Annotated in this window: 22 protein-coding genes; 10 read left to right on the top strand and 12 right to left on the bottom strand. The window is 65.5% G+C overall.

Going from position 1 to position 18557, the window contains the following annotated elements; translation table 11 throughout:
• Positions 1-49: 49 nt before the first annotated feature.
• A complete protein-coding gene (locus P1L41_RS05885) occupies positions 50-763 on the top strand; it encodes an SIMPL domain-containing protein (protein WP_276297935.1) in 714 nt (237 codons plus the stop codon).
• A 25-nt stretch (positions 764-788) separates the two neighbouring features.
• Here the strand turns inward: P1L41_RS05885 and P1L41_RS05880 are convergent, their stop codons facing one another.
• The gene (locus tag P1L41_RS05880) at positions 789-1787 is read right to left on the bottom strand and encodes an NOG1 family protein (protein WP_276297934.1); all 999 of its coding nucleotides are present in this window, start codon (positions 1785-1787) and stop codon (positions 789-791) included.
• Positions 1788-1878: 91 nt separating this feature from the next.
• Between P1L41_RS05880 and P1L41_RS05875 the strand changes: the two genes are divergently transcribed.
• A complete protein-coding gene (locus P1L41_RS05875) occupies positions 1879-2196 on the top strand; it encodes an ASCH domain-containing protein (RefSeq protein WP_276297933.1) in 318 nt (105 codons plus the stop codon).
• Between the two features lie 78 nt (positions 2197-2274).
• Here P1L41_RS05875 and P1L41_RS05870 read toward each other — a convergent pair whose 3' ends face one another.
• Both P1L41_RS05870 and P1L41_RS05865 read right to left on the bottom strand, forming a co-directional pair.
• Positions 2275-3003, bottom strand: coding sequence for a DUF7345 domain-containing protein (locus tag P1L41_RS05870; RefSeq protein WP_276297932.1), 729 nt, complete (start codon positions 3001-3003; stop codon positions 2275-2277).
• The gene (locus P1L41_RS05865; RefSeq protein ID WP_276297931.1) at positions 3000-4715 is read right to left on the bottom strand and encodes a hypothetical protein; all 1716 of its coding nucleotides are present in this window, start codon (positions 4713-4715) and stop codon (positions 3000-3002) included. The genes P1L41_RS05870 and P1L41_RS05865 overlap by 4 nt, the downstream gene beginning before the upstream one ends.
• A gap of 191 nt (positions 4716-4906) precedes the next feature.
• Here P1L41_RS05865 and P1L41_RS05860 point away from each other — a divergent pair, with 191 nt between their 5' ends.
• Positions 4907-5887: a helix-turn-helix transcriptional regulator gene (locus P1L41_RS05860; RefSeq protein WP_276297930.1), complete on the top strand. Its 981-nt coding sequence runs from the start codon at positions 4907-4909 to the stop codon at positions 5885-5887.
• 2 nt (positions 5888-5889) lie between these two features.
• On the opposite strand, the gene hisE is transcribed toward P1L41_RS05860, so the two are convergent.
• Entirely contained in the window at positions 5890-6177 is a 288-nt protein-coding gene (hisE, locus tag P1L41_RS05855) for a phosphoribosyl-ATP diphosphatase (RefSeq protein ID WP_276297929.1), read from the bottom strand.
• A gap of 36 nt (positions 6178-6213) precedes the next feature.
• On the bottom strand, positions 6214-6807 hold the full coding sequence (pdxT, locus tag P1L41_RS05850; RefSeq protein ID WP_276297928.1) for a pyridoxal 5'-phosphate synthase glutaminase subunit PdxT: 594 nt from the start codon (positions 6805-6807) through the stop codon (positions 6214-6216).
• 144 nt (positions 6808-6951) lie between these two features.
• On the opposite strand from pdxT, the gene P1L41_RS05845 reads away from it, so the two are divergent.
• Positions 6952-7983, top strand: coding sequence for a PrsW family intramembrane metalloprotease (locus P1L41_RS05845; protein ID WP_276297927.1), 1032 nt, complete (start codon positions 6952-6954; stop codon positions 7981-7983).
• Here the strand turns inward: P1L41_RS05845 and P1L41_RS05840 are convergent.
• Together P1L41_RS05840 and P1L41_RS05835 are read right to left on the bottom strand one after the other, a co-directional pair.
• Complete coding sequence (locus tag P1L41_RS05840; RefSeq protein WP_276297926.1) at positions 7980-8558, bottom strand: riboflavin synthase; 579 nt, start codon at positions 8556-8558, stop codon at positions 7980-7982. The genes P1L41_RS05845 and P1L41_RS05840 overlap by 4 nt on opposite strands.
• A gap of 54 nt (positions 8559-8612) precedes the next feature.
• Positions 8613-9821 carry a phosphoglycerate kinase gene (locus tag P1L41_RS05835; protein WP_276297925.1) on the bottom strand — a complete coding sequence of 403 codons (1209 nt, stop codon included), beginning with the start codon at positions 9819-9821 and terminating at the stop codon, positions 8613-8615.
• A gap of 160 nt (positions 9822-9981) precedes the next feature.
• On the opposite strand from P1L41_RS05835, the gene yciH reads away from it, so the two are divergent.
• Positions 9982-10281, top strand: coding sequence for a stress response translation initiation inhibitor YciH (yciH, locus tag P1L41_RS05830; protein WP_379788545.1), 300 nt, complete (start codon positions 9982-9984; stop codon positions 10279-10281).
• A 75-nt stretch (positions 10282-10356) separates the two neighbouring features.
• On the opposite strand, the gene gap is transcribed toward yciH, so the two are convergent.
• Positions 10357-11364 carry a type I glyceraldehyde-3-phosphate dehydrogenase gene (gene gap / locus P1L41_RS05825; RefSeq protein WP_276297924.1) on the bottom strand — a complete coding sequence of 336 codons (1008 nt, stop codon included), beginning with the start codon at positions 11362-11364 and terminating at the stop codon, positions 10357-10359.
• A 172-nt stretch (positions 11365-11536) separates the two neighbouring features.
• Here gap and P1L41_RS05820 point away from each other — a divergent pair, with 172 nt between their 5' ends.
• Positions 11537-11923: an Hsp20/alpha crystallin family protein gene (locus tag P1L41_RS05820; protein WP_276297923.1), complete on the top strand. Its 387-nt coding sequence runs from the start codon at positions 11537-11539 to the stop codon at positions 11921-11923.
• Between the two features lie 172 nt (positions 11924-12095).
• On the opposite strand, the gene P1L41_RS05815 is transcribed toward P1L41_RS05820, so the two are convergent.
• Positions 12096-12959, bottom strand: a complete 864-nt coding sequence (locus tag P1L41_RS05815) for an ATP-grasp domain-containing protein (RefSeq protein WP_276297922.1) — start codon at positions 12957-12959, stop codon at positions 12096-12098.
• A 185-nt stretch (positions 12960-13144) separates the two neighbouring features.
• Between P1L41_RS05815 and P1L41_RS18505 the strand changes: the two genes are divergently transcribed.
• Together P1L41_RS18505 and P1L41_RS05805 are read left to right on the top strand one after the other, a co-directional pair.
• Entirely contained in the window at positions 13145-13441 is a 297-nt protein-coding gene (locus P1L41_RS18505; protein WP_336399826.1) for a DUF3303 domain-containing protein, read from the top strand.
• A 105-nt stretch (positions 13442-13546) separates the two neighbouring features.
• On the top strand, positions 13547-14383 hold the full coding sequence (locus tag P1L41_RS05805; protein ID WP_276297920.1) for an alpha/beta fold hydrolase: 837 nt from the start codon (positions 13547-13549) through the stop codon (positions 14381-14383).
• Positions 14384-14807: 424 nt separating this feature from the next.
• On the opposite strand, the gene P1L41_RS05800 is transcribed toward P1L41_RS05805, so the two are convergent.
• Entirely contained in the window at positions 14808-15062 is a 255-nt protein-coding gene (locus P1L41_RS05800; RefSeq protein WP_276297919.1) for a DUF4242 domain-containing protein, read from the bottom strand.
• A 437-nt stretch (positions 15063-15499) separates the two neighbouring features.
• A complete protein-coding gene (locus P1L41_RS05795) occupies positions 15500-16033 on the bottom strand; it encodes a 50S ribosomal protein L16 (protein ID WP_276297918.1) in 534 nt (177 codons plus the stop codon).
• Between the two features lie 185 nt (positions 16034-16218).
• Here P1L41_RS05795 and P1L41_RS05790 point away from each other — a divergent pair, with 185 nt between their 5' ends.
• The gene (locus P1L41_RS05790) at positions 16219-17217 is read left to right on the top strand and encodes a glutathione S-transferase family protein (protein ID WP_276297917.1); all 999 of its coding nucleotides are present in this window, start codon (positions 16219-16221) and stop codon (positions 17215-17217) included.
• A 66-nt stretch (positions 17218-17283) separates the two neighbouring features.
• Positions 17284-17784 carry a type IV pilin N-terminal domain-containing protein gene (locus P1L41_RS05785; protein WP_276297916.1) on the top strand — a complete coding sequence of 167 codons (501 nt, stop codon included), beginning with the start codon at positions 17284-17286 and terminating at the stop codon, positions 17782-17784.
• 30 nt (positions 17785-17814) lie between these two features.
• On the opposite strand, the gene P1L41_RS05780 is transcribed toward P1L41_RS05785, so the two are convergent.
• Positions 17815-18495: a DUF4864 domain-containing protein gene (locus P1L41_RS05780; RefSeq protein ID WP_276297915.1), complete on the bottom strand. Its 681-nt coding sequence runs from the start codon at positions 18493-18495 to the stop codon at positions 17815-17817.
• Between the last annotated feature and the right edge of the window lie 62 nt (positions 18496-18557).

Raw genomic sequence — 18557 nt, 5'->3', positions numbered from 1 at the left:
GGTTTGAGCGTACGACGAGGTCATTATGTCGCGTAGCGATATATGGAGTATGGCATCGAAACTACTCCCGGTCGTCGCGGTCGTGGCCCTCCTCGTGGCCGGCGGCGTCGGCTTCGCGGTCGCACAGACCGGCGACACGCAGGTCGCCGAGAACGCCACTGTCAGCGTCAGCGCGGACGCGAGCGTCGAACGCAGCCCCGACCGCGCGACCGTCACCGTCGCGGCCATCGGTCGCGGTGACACTGCCGAGGCTGCTCGCAACGCCGTGAGCGGTGACGCGGACGCCGTCCAGCAGGCGCTCGCAGACGAGGGCGCGTCGGTCACCTCCTCGCGGTTCAGCATCCACCCGGAGTACGAGCGCACCGAGGATGGGCGTGAACAGGTCGGCTACGTCGCGGTCCACACCATCGAGGCCGAGACCGACGACGTCGAGAACGTCGGCGCACTCATCGACGCGGCGGTCGACGCCGGCGCCGACCGAGTCGACGGCATCCGCTACGAGCTGAGCGAGGAGACCCAGCAGGAAGCGCGTGAAGAAGCCCTGACGACGGCGATGGACCGAGCGCGGGCCGACGCCGAGACCGTCGCCGCCGCCGAGGAACTGACCGTCGACGGCGTGGTCACCATCCAGACCAGCCAGAGCGGGCGGCCCGTGGTGTACGCGGAGATGGCCGCAGGCGGTGACGGCGGCGCCCGGACGAACATCTCGCCCGGCCCGGTCACTGTCGACGCGACGGTCAGCGTCACCTACGAACTGGCCTGAAGAGAACAGCAGTCTGGTTTTCCAGTTACTCGTCGTCGAACGGCAGTTCGAGTTCGTAGCCGACGGCGTCGACCGCGGCCTGCAGGACGCCGTCGACGTTGTCGTCCTCGGTGACGCTCATGTAGTGGTCGGCCTCGACGTCGGTCGAGCGGTCGCTCTTGTTGGCGATAGTCAGGACCGGCGCGTCGAAGCGCGACTCGATGTCGTCCCGGAGGTCGAGCTGCTGGGCCAGCGGGTAGCCACACTCCTCGCTCGGGTCGACGAGCACGAGCACGGCGTCGGCGAGGTGTTCCAGCGCGCTGACGGCCTGTGACTCGATCTCGTTTCGGTCCTCCGGCGGGCGGTCGAGCAGGCCCGGCGTGTCGACCAGCTGGTAGCGGATGCGCTGGTCCTCGAAGTGACCGACGCGAATCTGCGTCGTCGTGAAGGGGTAGGAGGCAATCTTGTTGTCCGCGCGGGTCACCCGGTTGACGAACGAGGACTTGCCGACGTTGGGGTAGCCGGCGACGACGATGGCCGGTTCGTCGGGGCGGATGTCGGGCAGGACTTTCAGCGCGTCGCGGGCCTTCGAGACGGCCACGAGGTCGTCCTCGACCTCCTCGACCACGTCGGCCATGCGGGCGAAGGCCTGCTTGCGGAGTTTCCGGGCGGTGTCCTTGTCGCCCCGGACCAGCCGACCCTCGTACTCCTGGCGGATCTCCTTGGCCTTGCGGCCGGCCCAGGAGATCTCCGAGAGGTGCTGTTTCAGCGCGTCGATGCCGTCGTCGTCGTCCGCGGGGTCGGTCTCGCTGATGACGGCGTCGGCCAGTTCGACGTAGAACGGGTCCAGGTCGTCGATGGTCGGCCACGACTGGGCGACGTTCTGGAGATTGTCGGAGATGATGTTCGAGGCCGTCATCAGCATCGACTGCTGGGCCTCCACGCCGTCTTTCGCGCCGCCGGCCCGCGTCGCCCGCGAGAAGGCCTGGTCGATGACCTCCTCGGCGGTCGGTGTCGTCGGGAGATTCTCGAAGGGATGGCTCATTGCGCCGAAGTAGACGACCAGCGCGTAAAAGCGCGTTCAATCGGGCCTGAGAGCGAGCCACGCTTTTGCCCGTCGAGGCCCCAGACCCGCTATGGCACACATCGACGCCAGCGAAATCCTCCCGAACGAGCACGTCCAGCAGCAGGCGGCCGAGGGGCGCGTCACCCAGTTGCATCGCGGCCACCAGTACGCCGACGAGGGCGACACCTTCGACATCGACGGACAGCGCTTCGAGGTGACGGACGTGACCCACCGGACGCTCGGCGACCTCACCGACGAGGACGCGCGGAGAGAAGGGTCCGAAGACCTCGAATCCTATCGGGACCGACTGGCTCGCGTCCACGACTCCTTCGAGTGGGACGACGACAGTGAGGTGGTCCGTCACCGGTTTACACCCGCAGAGGAGTAGCGCGACGGGTTCGCTCCGCCGCCGAGCCAGTTCGTCGCGCAGGAATCGGGTCTGGAGGGCCGACTCGTCAGCAGGGAGTCACTGCAGGCGGCGGTGGGCCAGCACGCCGGCCGAGAACAGGGCGCCGAGCGCGACAGCAACGCCGAACCCGGGCCCCGAGGACCCGGTCGAGGATTCGGAAGGGGGCGTCTGCTGACTGGCCGGCGTGGCGACCACGCGGAAGTCGTCGAGACCGGTGTCCGGTGCCCAGTTCGCGACGGTCCCCTCGGTGCCGGCGACGTCGGGCCGTGGCGTCACCGTCGAGAGGACGAACCCGTCGGGCGCGGTGACGACGAACTGTCGCTCGGGGTCGAACGAGGACGCGAACGGTTCGGTGAGCGTGACCTGGTCGCCGTCGACGGCGGCGAGTCCGACCCACGTCGCCGAGAGCGAGACGGTCCCGACCGTGTCGGTGGCTTCGACGGTCACCGTCGCGTTCTCGACGGCCATCGAGCGCCCGGTCGATTCGGCCGTCGCCGCCGCCACCGCTCGGAGTCGCTCGGAGAACCCGTCGCGGAGCGCGGTCGTCTTCGTCTCGTTGTCACGCAGTTCGCGGAACGCCGTTCGCTGACTCTCGGTGGTCAGGTCGAACGTCGACCGGAGCGTCACCGTCGCGGAGCCGTCCGCCTCGAGGGCAACGACGAACGCGTCCCCCGAGTGGTCGGCCCCGCTCGCGGTCCCCACGGGGCCCACCAGGCTCACGACGACCAGAGCGGCGAGGGCGAACGCTGCGACGGGGCGTCGCGTCGGTCCACCTGTCCCGCTCATCTGTCGTCCTCGTCGGACTCCTCGTCGTCGGACTCCTCGGTCTCGTCGTCTTCAGGTTCCTCCGTCTCATCCTCTTCAGGTTCCTCCGTCTCGTCTTCCTCAGATTCCTCCGTCTCGTCTTCCTCAGATTCCTCCGTCTCGCCTTCCTCAGATTCCTCCGTCTCATCCTCGTCGGATTCGTCCGCCTCGTCGTCCTCGGACTCCGCGTCCTCGCGCTCGACCTCGCCGTCGGGGCCGTCGGTCAGGACCAGCGAGCCGTCGCGGAGTTCGTACTCGAACTCGGCCTCGAACTCGCCTTTCACGATTTCGACGTCGAGTTCCTCGGTCCCTTGGGGCACGTCGAACGCGACCGTCCCGTCGCCGTCGGTGGTTCCGACCTGCCGGTCGTTGGCGTAGACGACGGCGTCCGCGACGCCGCGGTCCTGGTACGTGAGGGTCACGGTGACCGTGCCGTCCGCGAGCGCGGTGTCGGCACGGAGGTCACGGAAGACCTCGTTCTCGTCTTCGCCGAGTTCGAACTCGAGTTCACCCTCGCCCGCAGTGAGTTCGGCGTCGCCGCCAGCGGGGAGCGTCACCGAGACGAGCCCATCAGCATCGGTCGTCCCGACCGGCTCGCCGTTCAGCGAGACGGTGACGTCGGCGGCGGGCTGTCCGTTCTCGAGGGCCTGGACAGTGATCGTCTCGGAGGCGGCGACGGTACCGTCCGCGACGACCAGCGCCAGTTCGCGGTCCTCGTCGTCCTCGCGCTCGTCGTCTTCTTCACGCTCGTCGTCGTCCTCACGGTCTTCTTCGCGCTCTTCGGCTTCTTCGCTCGGTTCGATCTCCTCCTCGATGCGGAAGACCTCGCCGGAGGACCCGTCGACGCGGATCTCCGCCTCGCCGGTCCGGTTCGCCGTGGCGAAACCGAACTCGAACCTGTAGTAGCCGCTGTCCTCGTGGACGCTGGCCGACTGCAGCCGCCACGTCGCGCCGGCCTGTGTCGAGAGGGCACCTCGTGCGGTCTCGAGCGCATCGGCCTGACTGGTCGTCAGCGAGGAGTCACCGTCGGTCGGGCGGGTGATCTCACGCGAGAACTCGCCGTCCTCGCCCTCGACTTCGATCGAGAGGCCACCGGTGGTCTCGAGCTCTATCTCGCCCTCGCTCGTCCCGGTGAACCGCTGGAGGAGCGCCGCCGCGCCGACCCCACGGACTCTGTCGAGGTCGGTTACCGCGGCTCGAAGTTCGGTCTGGTTGAACCCGGCGGCGCGGAGTTCGAGTTTCGAGACGTCACCGAGCCGGTCCTGGAGCCGGTCGTGGCTCTCGACGAGGTTCTCCGCTCGCGCGTTGAGCGTCGCGATGCGCTGGGCGTACGCCGAGCGGCTGAGTTCGCCGGCCTCGTAGGCCTCGGTGGCGTTCTCGTAATCGTCGCGGATGGCTTCGGCCCGTTCAATAAGTCGGGTGCCCCGCTCGGCGACGACCTCGGCGCGTCGCTCGTCCGAGCGGTTCTCGTACTCGACCTCGAACTCGGTCTCGTCGACCTCGCTCTGGACGTCGTCGCTCGTCGCCGACAGCACAGTCGAGAGCTGCTGGCCGGTCGTGACGTCCACGGTACTGTTGCCCGCGGACTGCGCTTGCATGCCCGACCCGTCGAGGAGTGCAGCCGCACCCGCCGGGACGCCGGCGGCCACGACGAGCACTGCCACGAGGGCGGCGGTGAATCTGGTCCATTCCATACCTGTCCCATGTATCCAGCCCACTATCAACCCGGAAGTCCGTTGCACTCGTTCCCACCGGTTTCCGGACGATTGCAGACGTTTGCAGACGCTTGCATCGGACCGCAGTCGTGTGGTTTTCGAAAATATCGTTTGTTTGTCACTTGGAGCGTCGGAAACATACTTGCTTGGGCTGGGACTACCCCTACTCGATGGATGGCACGCGGGTCGTGGGAATCGTGCTGCTGGCACTCCTGGTCACGCAGGCGGGTGCGGGCCAGACAGTCCCGGACACGGACAACACGGTGACACGCATCTCGGTCGCGGCCGACGGCGACGCCGAGTGGACGGTCACCGTCCGGACCCGACTCCACGACGAGTCCGACGTCCGGGCCTACCGTGCCTTCGAGGACCGGGTCCGGGAGAACCGGTCGCAGTATCTGGACCCGTTCCGTGACCGCCTCACCGGCGTCGTCGCGACGGCGGCCGACCGGACCGGGCGGTCGATGACCGCCGAGAACTTCGCCATCTCGACGACCGTCCAGCAGGTGCCCCGGCGCTGGGGCGTCGTCGAGTACACGTTCACCTGGACGGCGTTCGCCCGCTCGGACGGTGACGCGCTGGTCGTCGGCGACGTGTTCGACGGCGGGTTGTTCATCGCGCGCAACGACACGCTCGTCGTGACGGGCCCGTCGTCCTACGAGGTCACGCAGGTGACGCCCAACCCCGAGACACGCGACGACGGGACGGTCAGCTGGCTCGGTCCGCGGGAGTTCGCCGACGACCGGCCAAAGGTTCGGTACGTGCCAGCGCCAGCGACCGACGAGACGGGGACGGCCCAGCCCGGAGCGCCTCGCCAGGACGCTCTCCCGTTCGTCCTCGGGATAATCGGCCTCGCTGTCGCTCTCGCGGGTGCAATCGTGTATCGGCGCCAGCGCAGGCGTGGCGACCCCGGGGACGGAGAACAGCCGGGAACGACAGCGGCGGCGATACAGACGGACGGTGACCGCGTGGTCCAGTTGCTCGGGGACAGCGGCGGGCAGATGAAGCAGTCGGCCATCGCGGAGCAGTTCGACTGGTCGGCCTCGAAGACGTCGCGGGTGGTCTCGGCCCTGACCGACGACGGTCGGGTGGAGAAACTCCGCATCGGCCGCGAGAACGTCGTCTCGCTCCCCGACGAGCGCGAGGAGTGAGGCTACCGCCGCTTCGCCAGCTCTTCGCGCAGATCTCCCACGTCCATGTCTTTCATCGCCAACAGGACCAGCATGTGGTAGACGATGTCGGCGGCCTCGTGGGCCAGTTCGTCGTGATCGTCGTCCTTCGCCGCGAGGATGAGTTCGGTCGTCTCCTCGCCGAGTTTCTCTAAGACGGCGTTCTCGCCTTTCTCGTGGGTGAACAGCGAGGCCGTATAGGAGTCTTCGGGCAGCGTCTCCTTGCGGTCCTCGATGACGGCGAACAGCTCGTCGATGACGTCGTCGCTCATACCCGGAGGTCGGCGGGTGGCCCCTTCAGGCCGTCGCTACGCCTCGACTGTCTCGAAGAAGGCAAGGTCGTGGATGCGGGAGTCGGGCGTGAGTTCGGGGTGAAAGGAGGTCCCGACGACAGGGCCGTCTCGAATCGCGACCGGGCGGCCGTCCCACGAGGCGAGCACCTCGACGTCGTCGCCGACGCTGTCGATGACCGGCGCTCGGATGAACACGCCGGGGAACGGGTCGTCGAGTCCGGTGACGTCGAGCGGGGCCTCGAAGCTGTCCTTCTGCCGGCCGAAGGCGTTGCGCTGGACGGTCGCGTCGACCAGCCCCAGCGTCTCGACGCGGTCGTCCTGGGCGTCGCTCGCGGCGACGATGAGGCCGGCACACGTCGCCAGCACCGGCTTGCCGGCCGCGACGTGGGCCCGAATCTCGCTGGCGATGCCCTCACGCTGGACGTGCCGGGAGATGGTCGTCGACTCGCCGCCCGGCAGCAGTAACACGTCACAGTCGGGAACCAGGCCCGACGTCCGGATCTCGACGACCTCGGCGTCCTCACCGTGGGCCTCGGCCGCCCGCTCGATGGCCGCTGCGTGCTCCGAGACGTCGCCCTGGACGGCGAGTACGCCAGCCCGTATGGTCATGGGGAGGGGTAGGAAATCGAACGCGAAAAGCGCCTCGGTGTCCTCGCGTTAGTCACTGTCCACCTCATACGCGGTCGAACGACGCACGGCTCGCCGAACGAGGAAGGGCCAAACCGTTAGGTGCCGCCGACCCCAGGTCCGACTATGGCGAAGCGACGACAGGACCCCGTCGAGGCGAACGCCGGGTCCTCGGTCGACCTCTACGAGATAACGGAGTGGGAGCCCCGGTCGACGCTCGACCGGTTGCTCCACTGGCTCTATCACGCGGCGCTGTGGGCGGTCCGGAGCCTGGTCATCGTGCTCGCAGTGGCGATTCTCGTCCTCCAGCTCGCGTTCGGGAGCCTCGGCGCTATCGGGAACCAGCCGGTGTTCGCGGGGATGGCGGTGCTCTCGGCCGTCCCGGCGCTACTGCTTGCGGGCTACGTCTGGTACGCCGACGTGACGACCGCAGAGCCGCTGACGCTGCTGGTGGGGACGTTCTGCCTCGGGGTGCTGTTCGCAGGCTTCGCCGGCCTGCTCAACGTCTTCCTGGGCGGCCCGGTACAGGCCATCGGCTCCGGGTTCGGACTGCTCCCCTACGTCGGGCAGGTGGTCTTCTTCTTCGTCGTTGTTGGACCGGTCGAGGAGAGCGTGAAGCTGCTCGCAGTGCGGCTCTACGCCTTCCGCGACGACCGCTTCGACGCGGTCATCGACGGCGCGGTGTACGGCGCGGCGGCGGGGCTGGGCTTTGCGACCATCGAGAACGCCCTGTTCATCACGCAGAACACGGAGATGGTCGCCGGGTCGCTCCAGGCGTTCAACGAGAGCGGCGACATCGCGGCCGTCCGCGCACTGGCGGGCCCCGGACACGTCATCTACTCGGCGTTCGCGGGCTACTACCTGGGCCTGGCGAAGTTCAACCCCGAGAACGCCGGCCCCATCGTCATGAAGGGGTTGCTCATCGCGGCGCTCATCCACGGGACGTACAACTCGCTCGTCGGGCCCGCCTCGTTCGTCCTCTCGAACGTCTACAACCTCAACCCGTTCGTCGCGTTCTTCGGCTTCGTCATCGTCTTCGACGCCATCTTCGGCCTCCTGTTGCTACGGAAACTCGACGCCTACCGGCAGGCCTACGAGCGCGCCCACGAGACCGACGAGGTCGGCCCGCCCTCCGAGCAGGTCGAGTTCGACCCCTAGCAGAGCTGTTCGACGTACTTCGCGACGACGTCGACCTCCAGGTGGACGGGGTCGCCGACCGACTTCTCGGAGAGCGTCGTCTCGCGGTACGTCGTCGGGATGATGGCTACGTCGAAGGCGTCCTCGCGCCGGTCGGCGACGGTGAGGCTGATGCCGTCGACCGTTATCGACCCCTTCTGGACGAGGTAGTTCTGCTGGGCCTCGGGCAGCGAGAAGGTGTAGGTCCAGTCTTCCCCCTCCGCTTCGATTGCCAGGACCTCGGCGGTGGCGTCGACGTGGCCCTGGACGACGTGGCCGTCGAAGCGTCCGTCGGCGGGCATCGCCCGTTCGAGGTTGACCACGTCGCCCGCAGCGAGGTCGTCGAAGTACGTCCGGGCGAGCGTCTCGCGAGCGAGGAACACCTCGAAGTACTCGGCGTCGACGGCGTCCTCGACAGTGAGACACGCCCCACTCACGCTGATTGACTGGCCGTCCGAGAGGTCCGAGAACGGCGTCCCGATGCGGACCCGACGGCCGCCCTCGTCGTCTACGACTGCCTGCACCTCGCCGGTGGCCTCGACGATGCCGGTGAACATACCCGACGTTGGTGGGCGGGCGCCCAAAGGGCTTCGTTTGACTCGTCGGGAACCTTACTGCTGGAGGGCTTCGACGCCGACGAGGTCGGCCCCGGTGAGCGCGCGGATGTAGGCGCCGCCGGCGATAGAGACGTGGTCGAAGTCGGCCTCGTCCAGCCCGTACATCCCGATAGCGCGCGAGGTGTCGCCGCCGCCGACGACGGAGAAGCAGTCGGTGTCGGCGATGGCCTCGAGGACGCCGACGGTCCCGACCGAGAACGCCTCGACCTCGAAGACGCCGAGTGCCCCTTTCAGGAAGACGGCCTCCGACTCGCGGATGACCGGCGAGTACTCCATGACGGTCTCGGAGCCGACGTCGAGGAAGGCGATGTCCTCGTCTTCCGGGACGTCCTCGACAGCCATCTCCTCGCGGTGGCCGTCCTCGCCCTCGTAGGCCATATCGACGGGGAGCGTAATCTGGTCGCCGTACTCCTCGAGCATCCGCACGATCGTGTCCTCGTTCGCCTCGTACTGCTCGTCGAAGAGCGCTGCGTCCCCGACGTCGTACCCGAGCGGGTGCCCCTGGGCCCGGAGGAACAGCTGGGCAGCGACCCCGCCCAGCAGGAAGTCGTCGACCTTCTCGCCGAGGTGGGACATCACGTCGATGACGTCGGTGGCCTTCGTCCCGCCGACGACCATCGTCACCTGGCCGTCGAACTCGCGTTCGGCGATGGCGGTGTTGGCCTCGTACTCGGTCTCCATGACGCGGCCGGCGTAGGCGTCCATCACGACGGGGAAACCCACGAGCGAGGCGTGCGAGCGGTGGGCTGCCGAGTAGGCGTCGTTGACGTAGGCGTCGAAGTGCGGCGCGAGCGCCTGGACGAACTCGGTCTCGGCCTTCACGTCGGGGGCTTCCTCGGGGAGTTCGTCGTCGCACATCCGGGTGTTCTCCAGGACGAGAACGTCGCCGCCCTCCAAGGCGTCGATGGCCGTCAGCGCGTCCTCGCCGTACGTGTCGGCGACGAAGTCGACGGCGTGCCCGACGTGGTCGGCGAGAATCCGGGCGTGCTGTTCGAGCGAGACGAAGTCCTCACCGCCCGGACGGCCCTGGTGGGCCATGACGGCGACGGCGAAGTCGCGGTCGACGAGTTCGCGGATCGTCTTCGCGTGCCTGGAAAAGCGGCGGTTGTCCTGTACCTCGCCGTCCTCGACCGGCGAGTTGAGGTCGAGACGGACGAGGACGCGCTGTCCGTCCTCGAGGTCGTCGAGCGTCTGGAAGGTCATGTGTGCGGACCCACGATTGGGGGACGTTTAGAGATTGTGTCATCGGCCGAGACGTGCCAGGACGGCCCGAACTGGACCGCTATCGTGGTCCACGTCGACGCGGCGTGTTGCCGTCCGCCACGCACACCTTTTGTCCGTGCAGCACCTACTCAGACAGGTATTGAGTAAAGATATACTCGACATCGCAGGGCTCCCCGAGGAGCTCGGTATCGGAGACGACCTCGACCGCGCACAGCAACGCGTCTCGATTACCGTCGACACCCGCCGCTACGGGAAAGCGGTGACCGTCGTCGACGGCCTGGACCCGAAGGCGGTCGACCTCGACGACCTCGCGTCGACGCTGAAGCGCACGCTCGCGGTCGGTGGAAGCGTCTCGGACGGACGAATCGAACTCCAAGGGAGACACGACGCCCGGCTTCGAGCAGCGCTCGCCGACGAAGGGTTCGACGTCGAGACCTGACGGCCCGGTTTTTTCGCGGTCTCCCCGTGTGAGCCGTACGCACGACCCGGAGAGTGCGAGACCAGTGGTCGTGACTTACTGTTCGGTGATGTACTCGGCGACGTCGAGCATCCGGCACGAGAAGCCGTACTCGTTGTCGTACCAGGTGAGAATCTTCGTCATCCCGTTGACGACGTTGGTCGACTGGAGGTCGACCTGCGTCGAGTAGGGGTCGCCGAGGATATCGGAGGAGACGACGTGCTCGTTGGTGACGCCCAGAACGCCCTCGAGCTCGCCCGCGGCGGCGTCCTGGAACGCGGCGTTGACGTCTTCCTCGGTCACGTCGTCCTGGAGGTCGACGACGAACTCCGTGATAGAGCCGTTCGGGACCGGGACGCGGATGGCCATCCCGTCGAGCTTGCCGTCGAGTTCGGGCAGGACCTCGGTGGTCGCCTGGGCGGCACCCGTCGAGGTGGGGATGATGTTCTCGGCGGCCGCGCGGCGGCGACGGGGCTTGCCGTTCGGCCCGTCGATGAGGTTCTGCGAGCCGGTGTAGGCGTGGACCGTCGTCAGCTGGCCCGCCTCGATGCCGAACTCGTCGTCGAGTACCTTCGCGACCGGCGTGATGGAGTTGGTCGTACAGGAGGCGTTCGAGACGACGTCCTCGCCGTCGTACTCGTCCTGGTTGACACCGTAGACGATCTGCTTGACCGCTTTCTCGCCTTTCGGCGGGGCCGAGATGAGCACCTTGTCCGCACCGGCTTCGAGGTGCTGGCTGGCGTCCTCGTAGGTGCGGAAGATGCCGGTCGCCTCGAGGGCGACGTCGACGTCGAGGTCGTCCCACGGGAGCTGTGTCGGGTCGGTCTCGTGGAAGACGCCCGCCTCGAAGTCGGTGCCCTCGACAGTCAGGACGCCGTCCTCGACGCTCGCACCCTCGAGTTTCCCCATGACGGTGTCGTACTTGGCGAAGTAATCCATCTCCTCGTCGTCGATGACGTCGTTGATGCCGACGAGCTCGACGTCGTCGTTCTCCAGCGAGGCACGGAATACGTTGCGGCCGATGCGGCCGAAGCCGTTGAGGCCGACGCGAACTGGATCGCTCATATCGTGTAAAATACATCAGGTCCGGAGTAAAGTATTTTCGAAGTTGAACTCGGATGTGTGTAAATGATTGATTTCGTGCAAATCGTATCATCGACACCGAAAGTTCACTCGGTCTCCAGTTTCGAGCGCGTCAGAAGGCTTTTGAGACGGTCGCTCGTACTCACAGGCACTGATGAGACGTGACGACAGAGACGACCCCTTCGACGAGTTCTTCCGCGAGATCGAACGGATGATGGACGAGATGATGGGGACAGAGGGGAACGTCCACATCGACCGGAACGCGAGCGCCGACGGAGGGAACTTGCACGTCGACGTCCACGAGACCGACGACGAGATCCGTGTCGTCGCCGACGTCCCGGGGGTAGACAAGGACGCCATCGACCTCAAGTGCGACGGGAGCGCGCTGACCATCGACGCGACCAGCGACCAGCGGGAGTACCACGAACGCCTCACCCTGCCCGCCCGCGTGGACGAACACTCCGCGTCGGCCACCTACAACAACGGTATCCTCGAGGTCACGTTCGACCGCGAGGAAGACTCTGCGGACATCGAGCTCTAGAAACCACTTTTTAGTTCGGGGGGTGTCCTCGCTCGCTGCGGGCACCGCTCTCTGCTCACGGGCGCTGCGCGCCCGTTCGCTTACGAGGTCACGAAGTGACCTCGCTGTTCGCGACCGGTGAAACGACTCGCATCGCTCGCCGTATGCTACTGCGACGTAGAACCGCACTGCCCTATCGCTCGGCCGTCTTCTCGATCAGGTCGGCCAGCCGGTCCCAGAACCCGTCTTCGTACTTCGTCGCGCTGTCGATGGTCGGCCGGGCGTTCGTCTCGTTGACGACGGCGCGGTCCTCGCTCACGAGCAGGTCGACGCCCAGATAGGGTATATCGAGCACCTCGGCCGCACGCTCGGCCAGTTCTCGAAGGTCGTCCGGCAAGGCGACTCCCTCGGCAACCGCCCCGCGGTGAACGTTGTGCTTCCAGCGGCCGCGCTCGCGGGCGTCAGCAGGGAGTCGCCGTTCGACGGCTCCGACGTACTCGCCGTCGACGACCATCGCCCGGTAGTCCCTCGCGTCGACGATGACCTCCTGGACCAGAAACGACCGGTCGCCAGTCGCTCGGTAGTCGTGGACCAGCGAGAGGTAATCACAGATGCCCAGGAAAGAGTCCAGGTCGTGGGCCTTCGCGACGCCGACGCCCCGCGTTGTCGAGTTCGGTTTGACCACCACCGGCGGGTCGAGGCGCTCGAACGCGGCCACGAGGTCGGCCTCGTCAGCGGGGTTCGACACCATCACGGTCTCGGGGACTGGAACGTCAGCCCGGCCCAAACGGGTGAGCACGTCGGCCTTGTTGCGCGACCGGAGAATCGCCTCACGGTCGTTGACCCACGGGACGTCGAGGAAGGCGTCGACGACGGCCCCCTCCATGAGGCGGGTCGGGTAGACGAAGCCCACGTCGAAGTCGTCGAAGGGGGTCTCGGTGAGCGGAATCGCTCGCTCTTTGGCCCGGACGTGGCCCACATCGATACCCCGCTCGGCGAGCGGATCCTGCATCCGCTCGTAGGTCTCGGCCTCCGTCGCGACAGCGAGGTCCAGCATCGCTCGCCGGTTGGGCCGGTCGGTACAAAGGCCTGTCTCAGGGCGTCGGGATTCGAGGAGTCCATTGTAACTCTCGCCCTCTGTCAATACTGGCGTGCTGAATATAGAGGGCGTATTCCTCGGGTTAGTAATCTATAAGTATCTTTTTCGCCTTCACTCCGGAAAATCCTTGTCAAGAGTTACCAATGCACTATATCGCCACTTTAGAGCACAGCCCAGATAATTGCTGGGGACGCGAGGAAAACCAGGAGACAGCACTGGAGTTGATACCCCAGTTAGACCAGCGAGCGGAGGAACACGGCGTGGAACTGCACGGAGCGTACGGCACCCCGAACGAACACAAGTTTTATTTCATTATGGAAGCCGATAGTTTCGAGGCCGTCACTGGCTTCCTTGGCCCGCCTATTCTCGAAGACCACGACGGGCACATCGCGCCCGTCCTCACATTACAGGAGTCTATCGACGTGGTCGTTGAAGAGTGACTGTATGCCACGAATATTGTCCGCGTATTGGCGAAGAGTACGTGCGCAGCGAAGCCGTGTTGGGGTCAAGACCCGTCGAGTGAGGCGCTGGAACGGAGACACTACATGACTAACGGCACAAAGCCAGCTCAAGAAACGGAGATAGAAACAGTTAGGTCCGCAGATGGGACTGAAATCGCCTACGCACGGTCGGGTAGTGGGCCGCCGCTCGTACTCGTCCACGGGGCGATATTTGATCGTTCGATATGGGAAATCGGTGGCGTCCGTTCTACGCTCGCGGAACATACTACGGTCTACGCCATGGACCGACGGAATCACGGCGATAGCGCGTCTTCTGACGATTGCCGTCCGGACGCACAGATTGCCGACGTGGTCGCGGTCGTCGAGTCGATCGACGAGCCAGTCCACCTGCTCGGTCATTCCTCAGGAGCCAACTATGCGTTATGGGCGGCCCTGCGAACCGACAATCTCCGTAGCGTTATCCCGCACGAGCCTGCTGCCCCGCCCGAAGAGGACGTGAGAGCCATCCTCAAAGAGACGATGGAAAAGACGATTGCGTTGATAGAGAAGGGGCAGAGCGAGGAGGCGCTCACGATGGTCGTCAACGATTTCGTGGAAATCGCGTCGGCTGAACTTACCGAGCTTCGCTCATCACCGGTATGGGACGCCCACGTGGATACGTTCCATCAGACCCTCCTGCCCGAAGCGAAAGTTGCTGGGGAGTTCGACTGGTGGGATCTCGAACCGTTCGGAGCGCTCTCCACCCCGACGTTACTGCTCGTCGGGAGTGAGAGCCCCCACAAAAGCATGGCCGAACGACTCCACGGAATGCTGCCGAACAGTCGGCTCGATACCGTGGAGGGATACGGACACTTTGTGCATCTCGTCGCCCCAGACCGCTACACCGACGAGGTGCTGTCCTTCATCAGCGAAGTAGACTAAGGGATAGTTTTCCTACACACGACCCTTGTGGTGCATTCGAGTCTTCCGAAACGTGAATGTCCCATGTGTTGAGAGTTAGTTGGTGTTCCGATGGCTGGGCCCGCAACAACGTCACCTCGCCCGAGGACTCACCACTTTCGTAGGTTGAGCCGGATCTCGTGCTGTATTCGCACTCTGTCTGCAGCAGACCGTTCCCACCTCCCCCATCGCCTGCCATGACCGGCGTGACCGATACAGAGCGCGTAGTCAGCACAGCACCGTTGTTTCATTCAACGACTCGTCGCTGAATCAGTCGGTCAGTGTGCGCGCGGATGGACCGCTGGGAATTTCGGCAGCGAGAAACCGGCTTCGAAGAATTGTTCGAATAGCGGTTGTAACTCTCACATCACGGTCCCAGTTACTACGAATCGTGGTTCTTAGCGGTTTAGTTCGCCTCGCCCTGTTCGACTTCGAAGATTTCGTCTGCGGTTAGACCGTGGGCTTCACGATGGACCTTCTCGCCCGCTTCTTTGCTTGGGCCTTCGAACAGGCAGAAGACGGCACCTTCGTCCTCGTCAACCCAGTAATTTAGGTATTTGACACCGTGTTTATCTTGTGTTTCGACGTCTTTCTTGTGAGCCTCTACGACGTCTTCGACACTGGCGTCAACATCTCTGTGGACGTCCAGGTATAGTGGCATGGTATATCCTGTTAGGATATCGAAACGTATAAAGTTAATTAATAATAATTATATTAGTTTATTGGTATTCGATCGATTCTCATCTACTATCGCTCAACGACAGTAGCATCACAGATATTCTACGTTATCAGTTCGCCTGCCTGCAAGCGGGACGTAACTCCGTGCGAGCTACGCACCAGTATTCAGCATGGTTACTGAAACCAGTCACTGACTGAGCGTTACAACAAGGCCGATTAGCGGAACCCCTGAAACGAGCATACGGCGAGCGGAGCGAGTCGCGATTTTTCCACACGTTTTTACAAGTCGAGCGGGACCGACGGTCCCGCTGACCATGCGAACGGGCGCGCAGCGCCCGTGAGCAGAGAGCGGTGCCCGTAGCGAGCGAAGCGAGCGCGCGAGGACACCCGACGCAGCAAAAAGTGGTCGGTGAGAAGTGGTTATGCGATCAGCAGCTCTTCGCCGCGCTCGACCTTGATGCGACAGGAGGGCGTGATCTTGTTGTACGCGCGGCGGAACGCCTCCTTGACGTGGGCGGCGTCCTCGACGTTGCAGTAGGCGGTGAACAGCTGCTCGCCGGACTGGATGCGGGCGGCGGTCCCGACGATCTTCCCGAACGCCTGGCGCATCCCGTCGGAGACACGGTCGGCCCCGGCACCGGTCGCCTGCTTGTTCTCGCGCAGGACCTGGTGGGGGAACTTCCGCAGGGTCATCTTGTAGTCGCCCTCCTCGCCGAGCGTCTTGATGAGGTGGCGGTTGGCCGACAGGCGCGAGGCCTCCAGCGAGCCGTGACGGAGCTGGCAGGACTCCTCGACGATGAGGCTGATCTGGACGGGGTAGTCGTCCGCGTCCTTCTGCTTGCGTCCCATCTTGTGCTGTGCGATCTTCGAACCGGGAATGCCCGTGATGTACTCCCGTCGGGTGTACGAGGGCTTGTCGATATCCCGATACATCGAGGCGGGTTTGTCAGACATGGGTACTCTTGAGTTATCACTCGCCCAGCGCCCCAATAAGCGCTTCGAAGGGCGCGCGCGCGGCGCTGTATGGCCGTGTTTGACACACGCACGGCACGACCTGGCTCGGTTCCCGCCGGCTCACGTGGTGACACTGGGGTAACTTCGCTAGGGTGTTTATGCCCGTCAAGCCCCTTCCTGCGACCATGAACATGCTCGTCGACGGCGAGTGGCGAACCGACGCGTACGAGAGCACGAACGACGACGGCGAGTTCGACCGGCAGGACACGACGTTCCGGGACCGGATTCGCGACGACCCCGACGCGCGATTCCAGCCGGAGGCCGGTCGCTACCACCTCTACGTCTCGCTGGCCTGCCCGTGGGCACACCGGACGCTGCTCGTCCGGGCGCTCAAAGGCCTGGAAGACGCCATCAGTGTCGACGTCGTCGACCCGTACCGCGCGGACGACGGCTGGCAGTTCACCCCCGAGAAGGACGGCTGTACGGTCGACTCCCAGTACGGTTCGGACTATCTCCGCGAGCTGTACGTGAAGGCCGACCCCGACGCGACCTGTCGCGTGACCGTCCCGGTCCTCTGGGACACACAGGAAGAGACCATCGTCAACAACGAGTCGGAGGAGATCCTCCGGATGCTGGACACCGAGTTCGACGCCATCGCCGAGAACGACGTCGACCTGTACCCCGATGGCTACCAGGACGACGTGGACGACGTCATCGAATCTATCTACGAACCAATCAACAACGGCGTGTACAAGTGCGGGTTCGCCGACACCCAGGAGGCGTACGACCGCGCCGCCGAGGCGCTGTTCGACGCGCTCGACCACTGGGACTCGGTACTCGACGACCAGCGCTACCTCGCCGGCGACCGCCTGACGGAGGCGGACCTCTGCATGTTCACGACGCTGATCAGGTTCGACGAGGTGTATCACACCCACTTCATGTGCAACCACCAGTTGATTCGGGAGTACGACAACCTCTGGCCGTATCTCCGTGACCTCTACCAGACGCCCGGCGTGGCGGAGACGGTGAACATGGCCCACATCACGGAACACTACTACACGACGCACCCGGGCGTCAGCCCCAAGCGCATCGTCCCGATGGGGCCCCACCCGGACTTCGATGCCGCCCACGACCGGGACGACCTCCCGGGAGACCTGCCGGACGACCTCGTCGCCACGGTCTGACCGGCCGTTTTCTCTCCGTGAAAGGGGTGGGGTAGTTATATCAGACAGTACCACCGACACTCGCTAATGAGTAGTGTGCGGGACGCGACGCGCGGTGTGGGCCCGGTCATCGGCGTGGTGCTCATGGTCGCCATCGTCGTCGTCCTCGGGACGGTCATCGGGGCGTACTTCGTCTCGTTCAGCGAGCAGGAACCGACGCAGGCCCCACAGGTCGCCATCGTCGCGGACTACAGCCAGCGCACCGGCGGCAACGGCGAGTACCTCAACCTGAGTTTCGAGAGCGGCGACACGATCGAACGCGACGACCTCTCGCTCGTCATGCGCGACGCGCGGAGCTCCGGCGGCGGGGCGGCGACGTTGACCGGCGACCCGGTCCAGGCACAGGCACCGACGCGCATCACGGCCGGGACCGAGGTATCAATCCACGCCGGCCAGTTCAGCGGTGTCGGGACCGGCGAGCATCTGGACCTGGGCGAGGCGACGCTGCGACTCGTCTGGCAGACGGACGCCCACGAGGAGACGGAGACCTACGTCATCTACCGGTGGCCGGCGCCGAGTCAGCGGTAGCGGCGACGAGGAGAGCAGCCCGAGGACGGGCTACTGACTCGTCACTGGAACCACGCCCGTCGTCATCCAGCACCCCTCGTAGGCGGCCGCGGTCTGGTTCTCGACGCGCCAGGTGTAGCTCGTCGTCGCGCCATCCGGCCCCAGCACGCTGACCCGCTGGGTTGCGACGTCGCCGTCCAGCGTGAGCGGGCCGTACGCGACGGCCCGGGCGGTGAACAGCGGCCGGTACTGGACGATGAAGGTGTCGGTGAACCCGGTGTAGGAGCCGAACGACTGGCGGTAGGACGGGGCGAAGAAGCGCCAGGTGGCGTTGAGTCCCTCGTCGGTGGTCGGGTCGTTGTTACCGAGCGCGGCCACCTGGATGTGGACGACCTGCCCCGGCGGGCGCTCGCAGGTCGGTTCGAGGGCGAGGTATCGCGGCTGAGTAACGGCCGTCCCGTTTTCGTCGGCGGTGATACCGGCCCAGTAGTCGCGAGGGGGCGCCGTCCCGCCGAGGGCGCGACCGTTGGGCGGTGACGTCGACAGGGTCGGCGTGGCCGTCCCGGTGTCGGCGGGCGGCGTGTTGCGCCCGGCGTCCTCGGGCACCGGGGCTGGCGTCACCGTCGGCTCTGGTGTCTCGGTGTCCTCGCCGGCGAAGAGACCGGCACAGCCGGACAACACCACGAGGGCCGCGACGGCCGAAGTGGCGAGCCGCGGACGCGAGGGAGCCATACGCTAGCGAGGGGCGCGAGCCTCTTCGCGGCACTGTCTAGTTGAGGGATTGAGAAGTGAGC

Source organism: Haloarcula ordinaria, from assembly GCF_029338275.1.
Classification (GTDB): domain Archaea; phylum Halobacteriota; class Halobacteria; order Halobacteriales; family Haloarculaceae; genus Haloarcula; species Haloarcula ordinaria.
The sequence above is the reverse complement of the archived record's forward strand: the minus strand, read 5'-3'. Positions and strand labels throughout refer to the sequence as shown.

Bases quoted from the DNA above. Each gene is read 5' to 3' on its own strand.
- P1L41_RS05790 (WP_276297917.1), top strand. From the start codon at position 16,219: ATGAACATGCTCGTCGACGGCGAGTGGCGAACCGACGCGTACGAGAGC.
- P1L41_RS18505 (WP_336399826.1), top strand. From the start codon at position 13,145: ATGCACTATATCGCCACTTTAGAGCACAGCCCAGATAATTGCTGGGGA.
- P1L41_RS05835 (WP_276297925.1), bottom strand. From the start codon at position 9,821: ATGACCTTCCAGACGCTCGACGACCTCGAGGACGGACAGCGCGTCCTC.
- P1L41_RS05780 (WP_276297915.1), bottom strand. From the start codon at position 18,495: ATGGCTCCCTCGCGTCCGCGGCTCGCCACTTCGGCCGTCGCGGCCCTC.
- P1L41_RS05865 (WP_276297931.1), bottom strand. From the start codon at position 4,715: ATGGAATGGACCAGATTCACCGCCGCCCTCGTGGCAGTGCTCGTCGTG.
- P1L41_RS05860 (WP_276297930.1), top strand. From the start codon at position 4,907: ATGGATGGCACGCGGGTCGTGGGAATCGTGCTGCTGGCACTCCTGGTC.
- P1L41_RS05805 (WP_276297920.1), top strand. From the start codon at position 13,547: ATGACTAACGGCACAAAGCCAGCTCAAGAAACGGAGATAGAAACAGTT.
- P1L41_RS05885 (WP_276297935.1), top strand. From the start codon at position 50: ATGGCATCGAAACTACTCCCGGTCGTCGCGGTCGTGGCCCTCCTCGTG.
- hisE (WP_276297929.1), bottom strand. From the start codon at position 6,177: ATGAGCGACGACGTCATCGACGAGCTGTTCGCCGTCATCGAGGACCGC.
- P1L41_RS05820 (WP_276297923.1), top strand. From the start codon at position 11,537: ATGAGACGTGACGACAGAGACGACCCCTTCGACGAGTTCTTCCGCGAG.
- P1L41_RS05815 (WP_276297922.1), bottom strand. From the start codon at position 12,959: ATGCTGGACCTCGCTGTCGCGACGGAGGCCGAGACCTACGAGCGGATG.
- P1L41_RS05785 (WP_276297916.1), top strand. From the start codon at position 17,284: ATGAGTAGTGTGCGGGACGCGACGCGCGGTGTGGGCCCGGTCATCGGC.
- P1L41_RS05875 (WP_276297933.1), top strand. From the start codon at position 1,879: ATGGCACACATCGACGCCAGCGAAATCCTCCCGAACGAGCACGTCCAG.
- P1L41_RS05870 (WP_276297932.1), bottom strand. From the start codon at position 3,003: ATGAGCGGGACAGGTGGACCGACGCGACGCCCCGTCGCAGCGTTCGCC.
- pdxT (WP_276297928.1), bottom strand. From the start codon at position 6,807: ATGACCATACGGGCTGGCGTACTCGCCGTCCAGGGCGACGTCTCGGAG.
- P1L41_RS05840 (WP_276297926.1), bottom strand. From the start codon at position 8,558: ATGTTCACCGGCATCGTCGAGGCCACCGGCGAGGTGCAGGCAGTCGTA.
- P1L41_RS05845 (WP_276297927.1), top strand. From the start codon at position 6,952: ATGGCGAAGCGACGACAGGACCCCGTCGAGGCGAACGCCGGGTCCTCG.
- P1L41_RS05880 (WP_276297934.1), bottom strand. From the start codon at position 1,787: ATGAGCCATCCCTTCGAGAATCTCCCGACGACACCGACCGCCGAGGAG.
- P1L41_RS05795 (WP_276297918.1), bottom strand. From the start codon at position 16,033: ATGTCTGACAAACCCGCCTCGATGTATCGGGATATCGACAAGCCCTCG.
- P1L41_RS05800 (WP_276297919.1), bottom strand. From the start codon at position 15,062: ATGCCACTATACCTGGACGTCCACAGAGATGTTGACGCCAGTGTCGAA.
- gap (WP_276297924.1), bottom strand. From the start codon at position 11,364: ATGAGCGATCCAGTTCGCGTCGGCCTCAACGGCTTCGGCCGCATCGGC.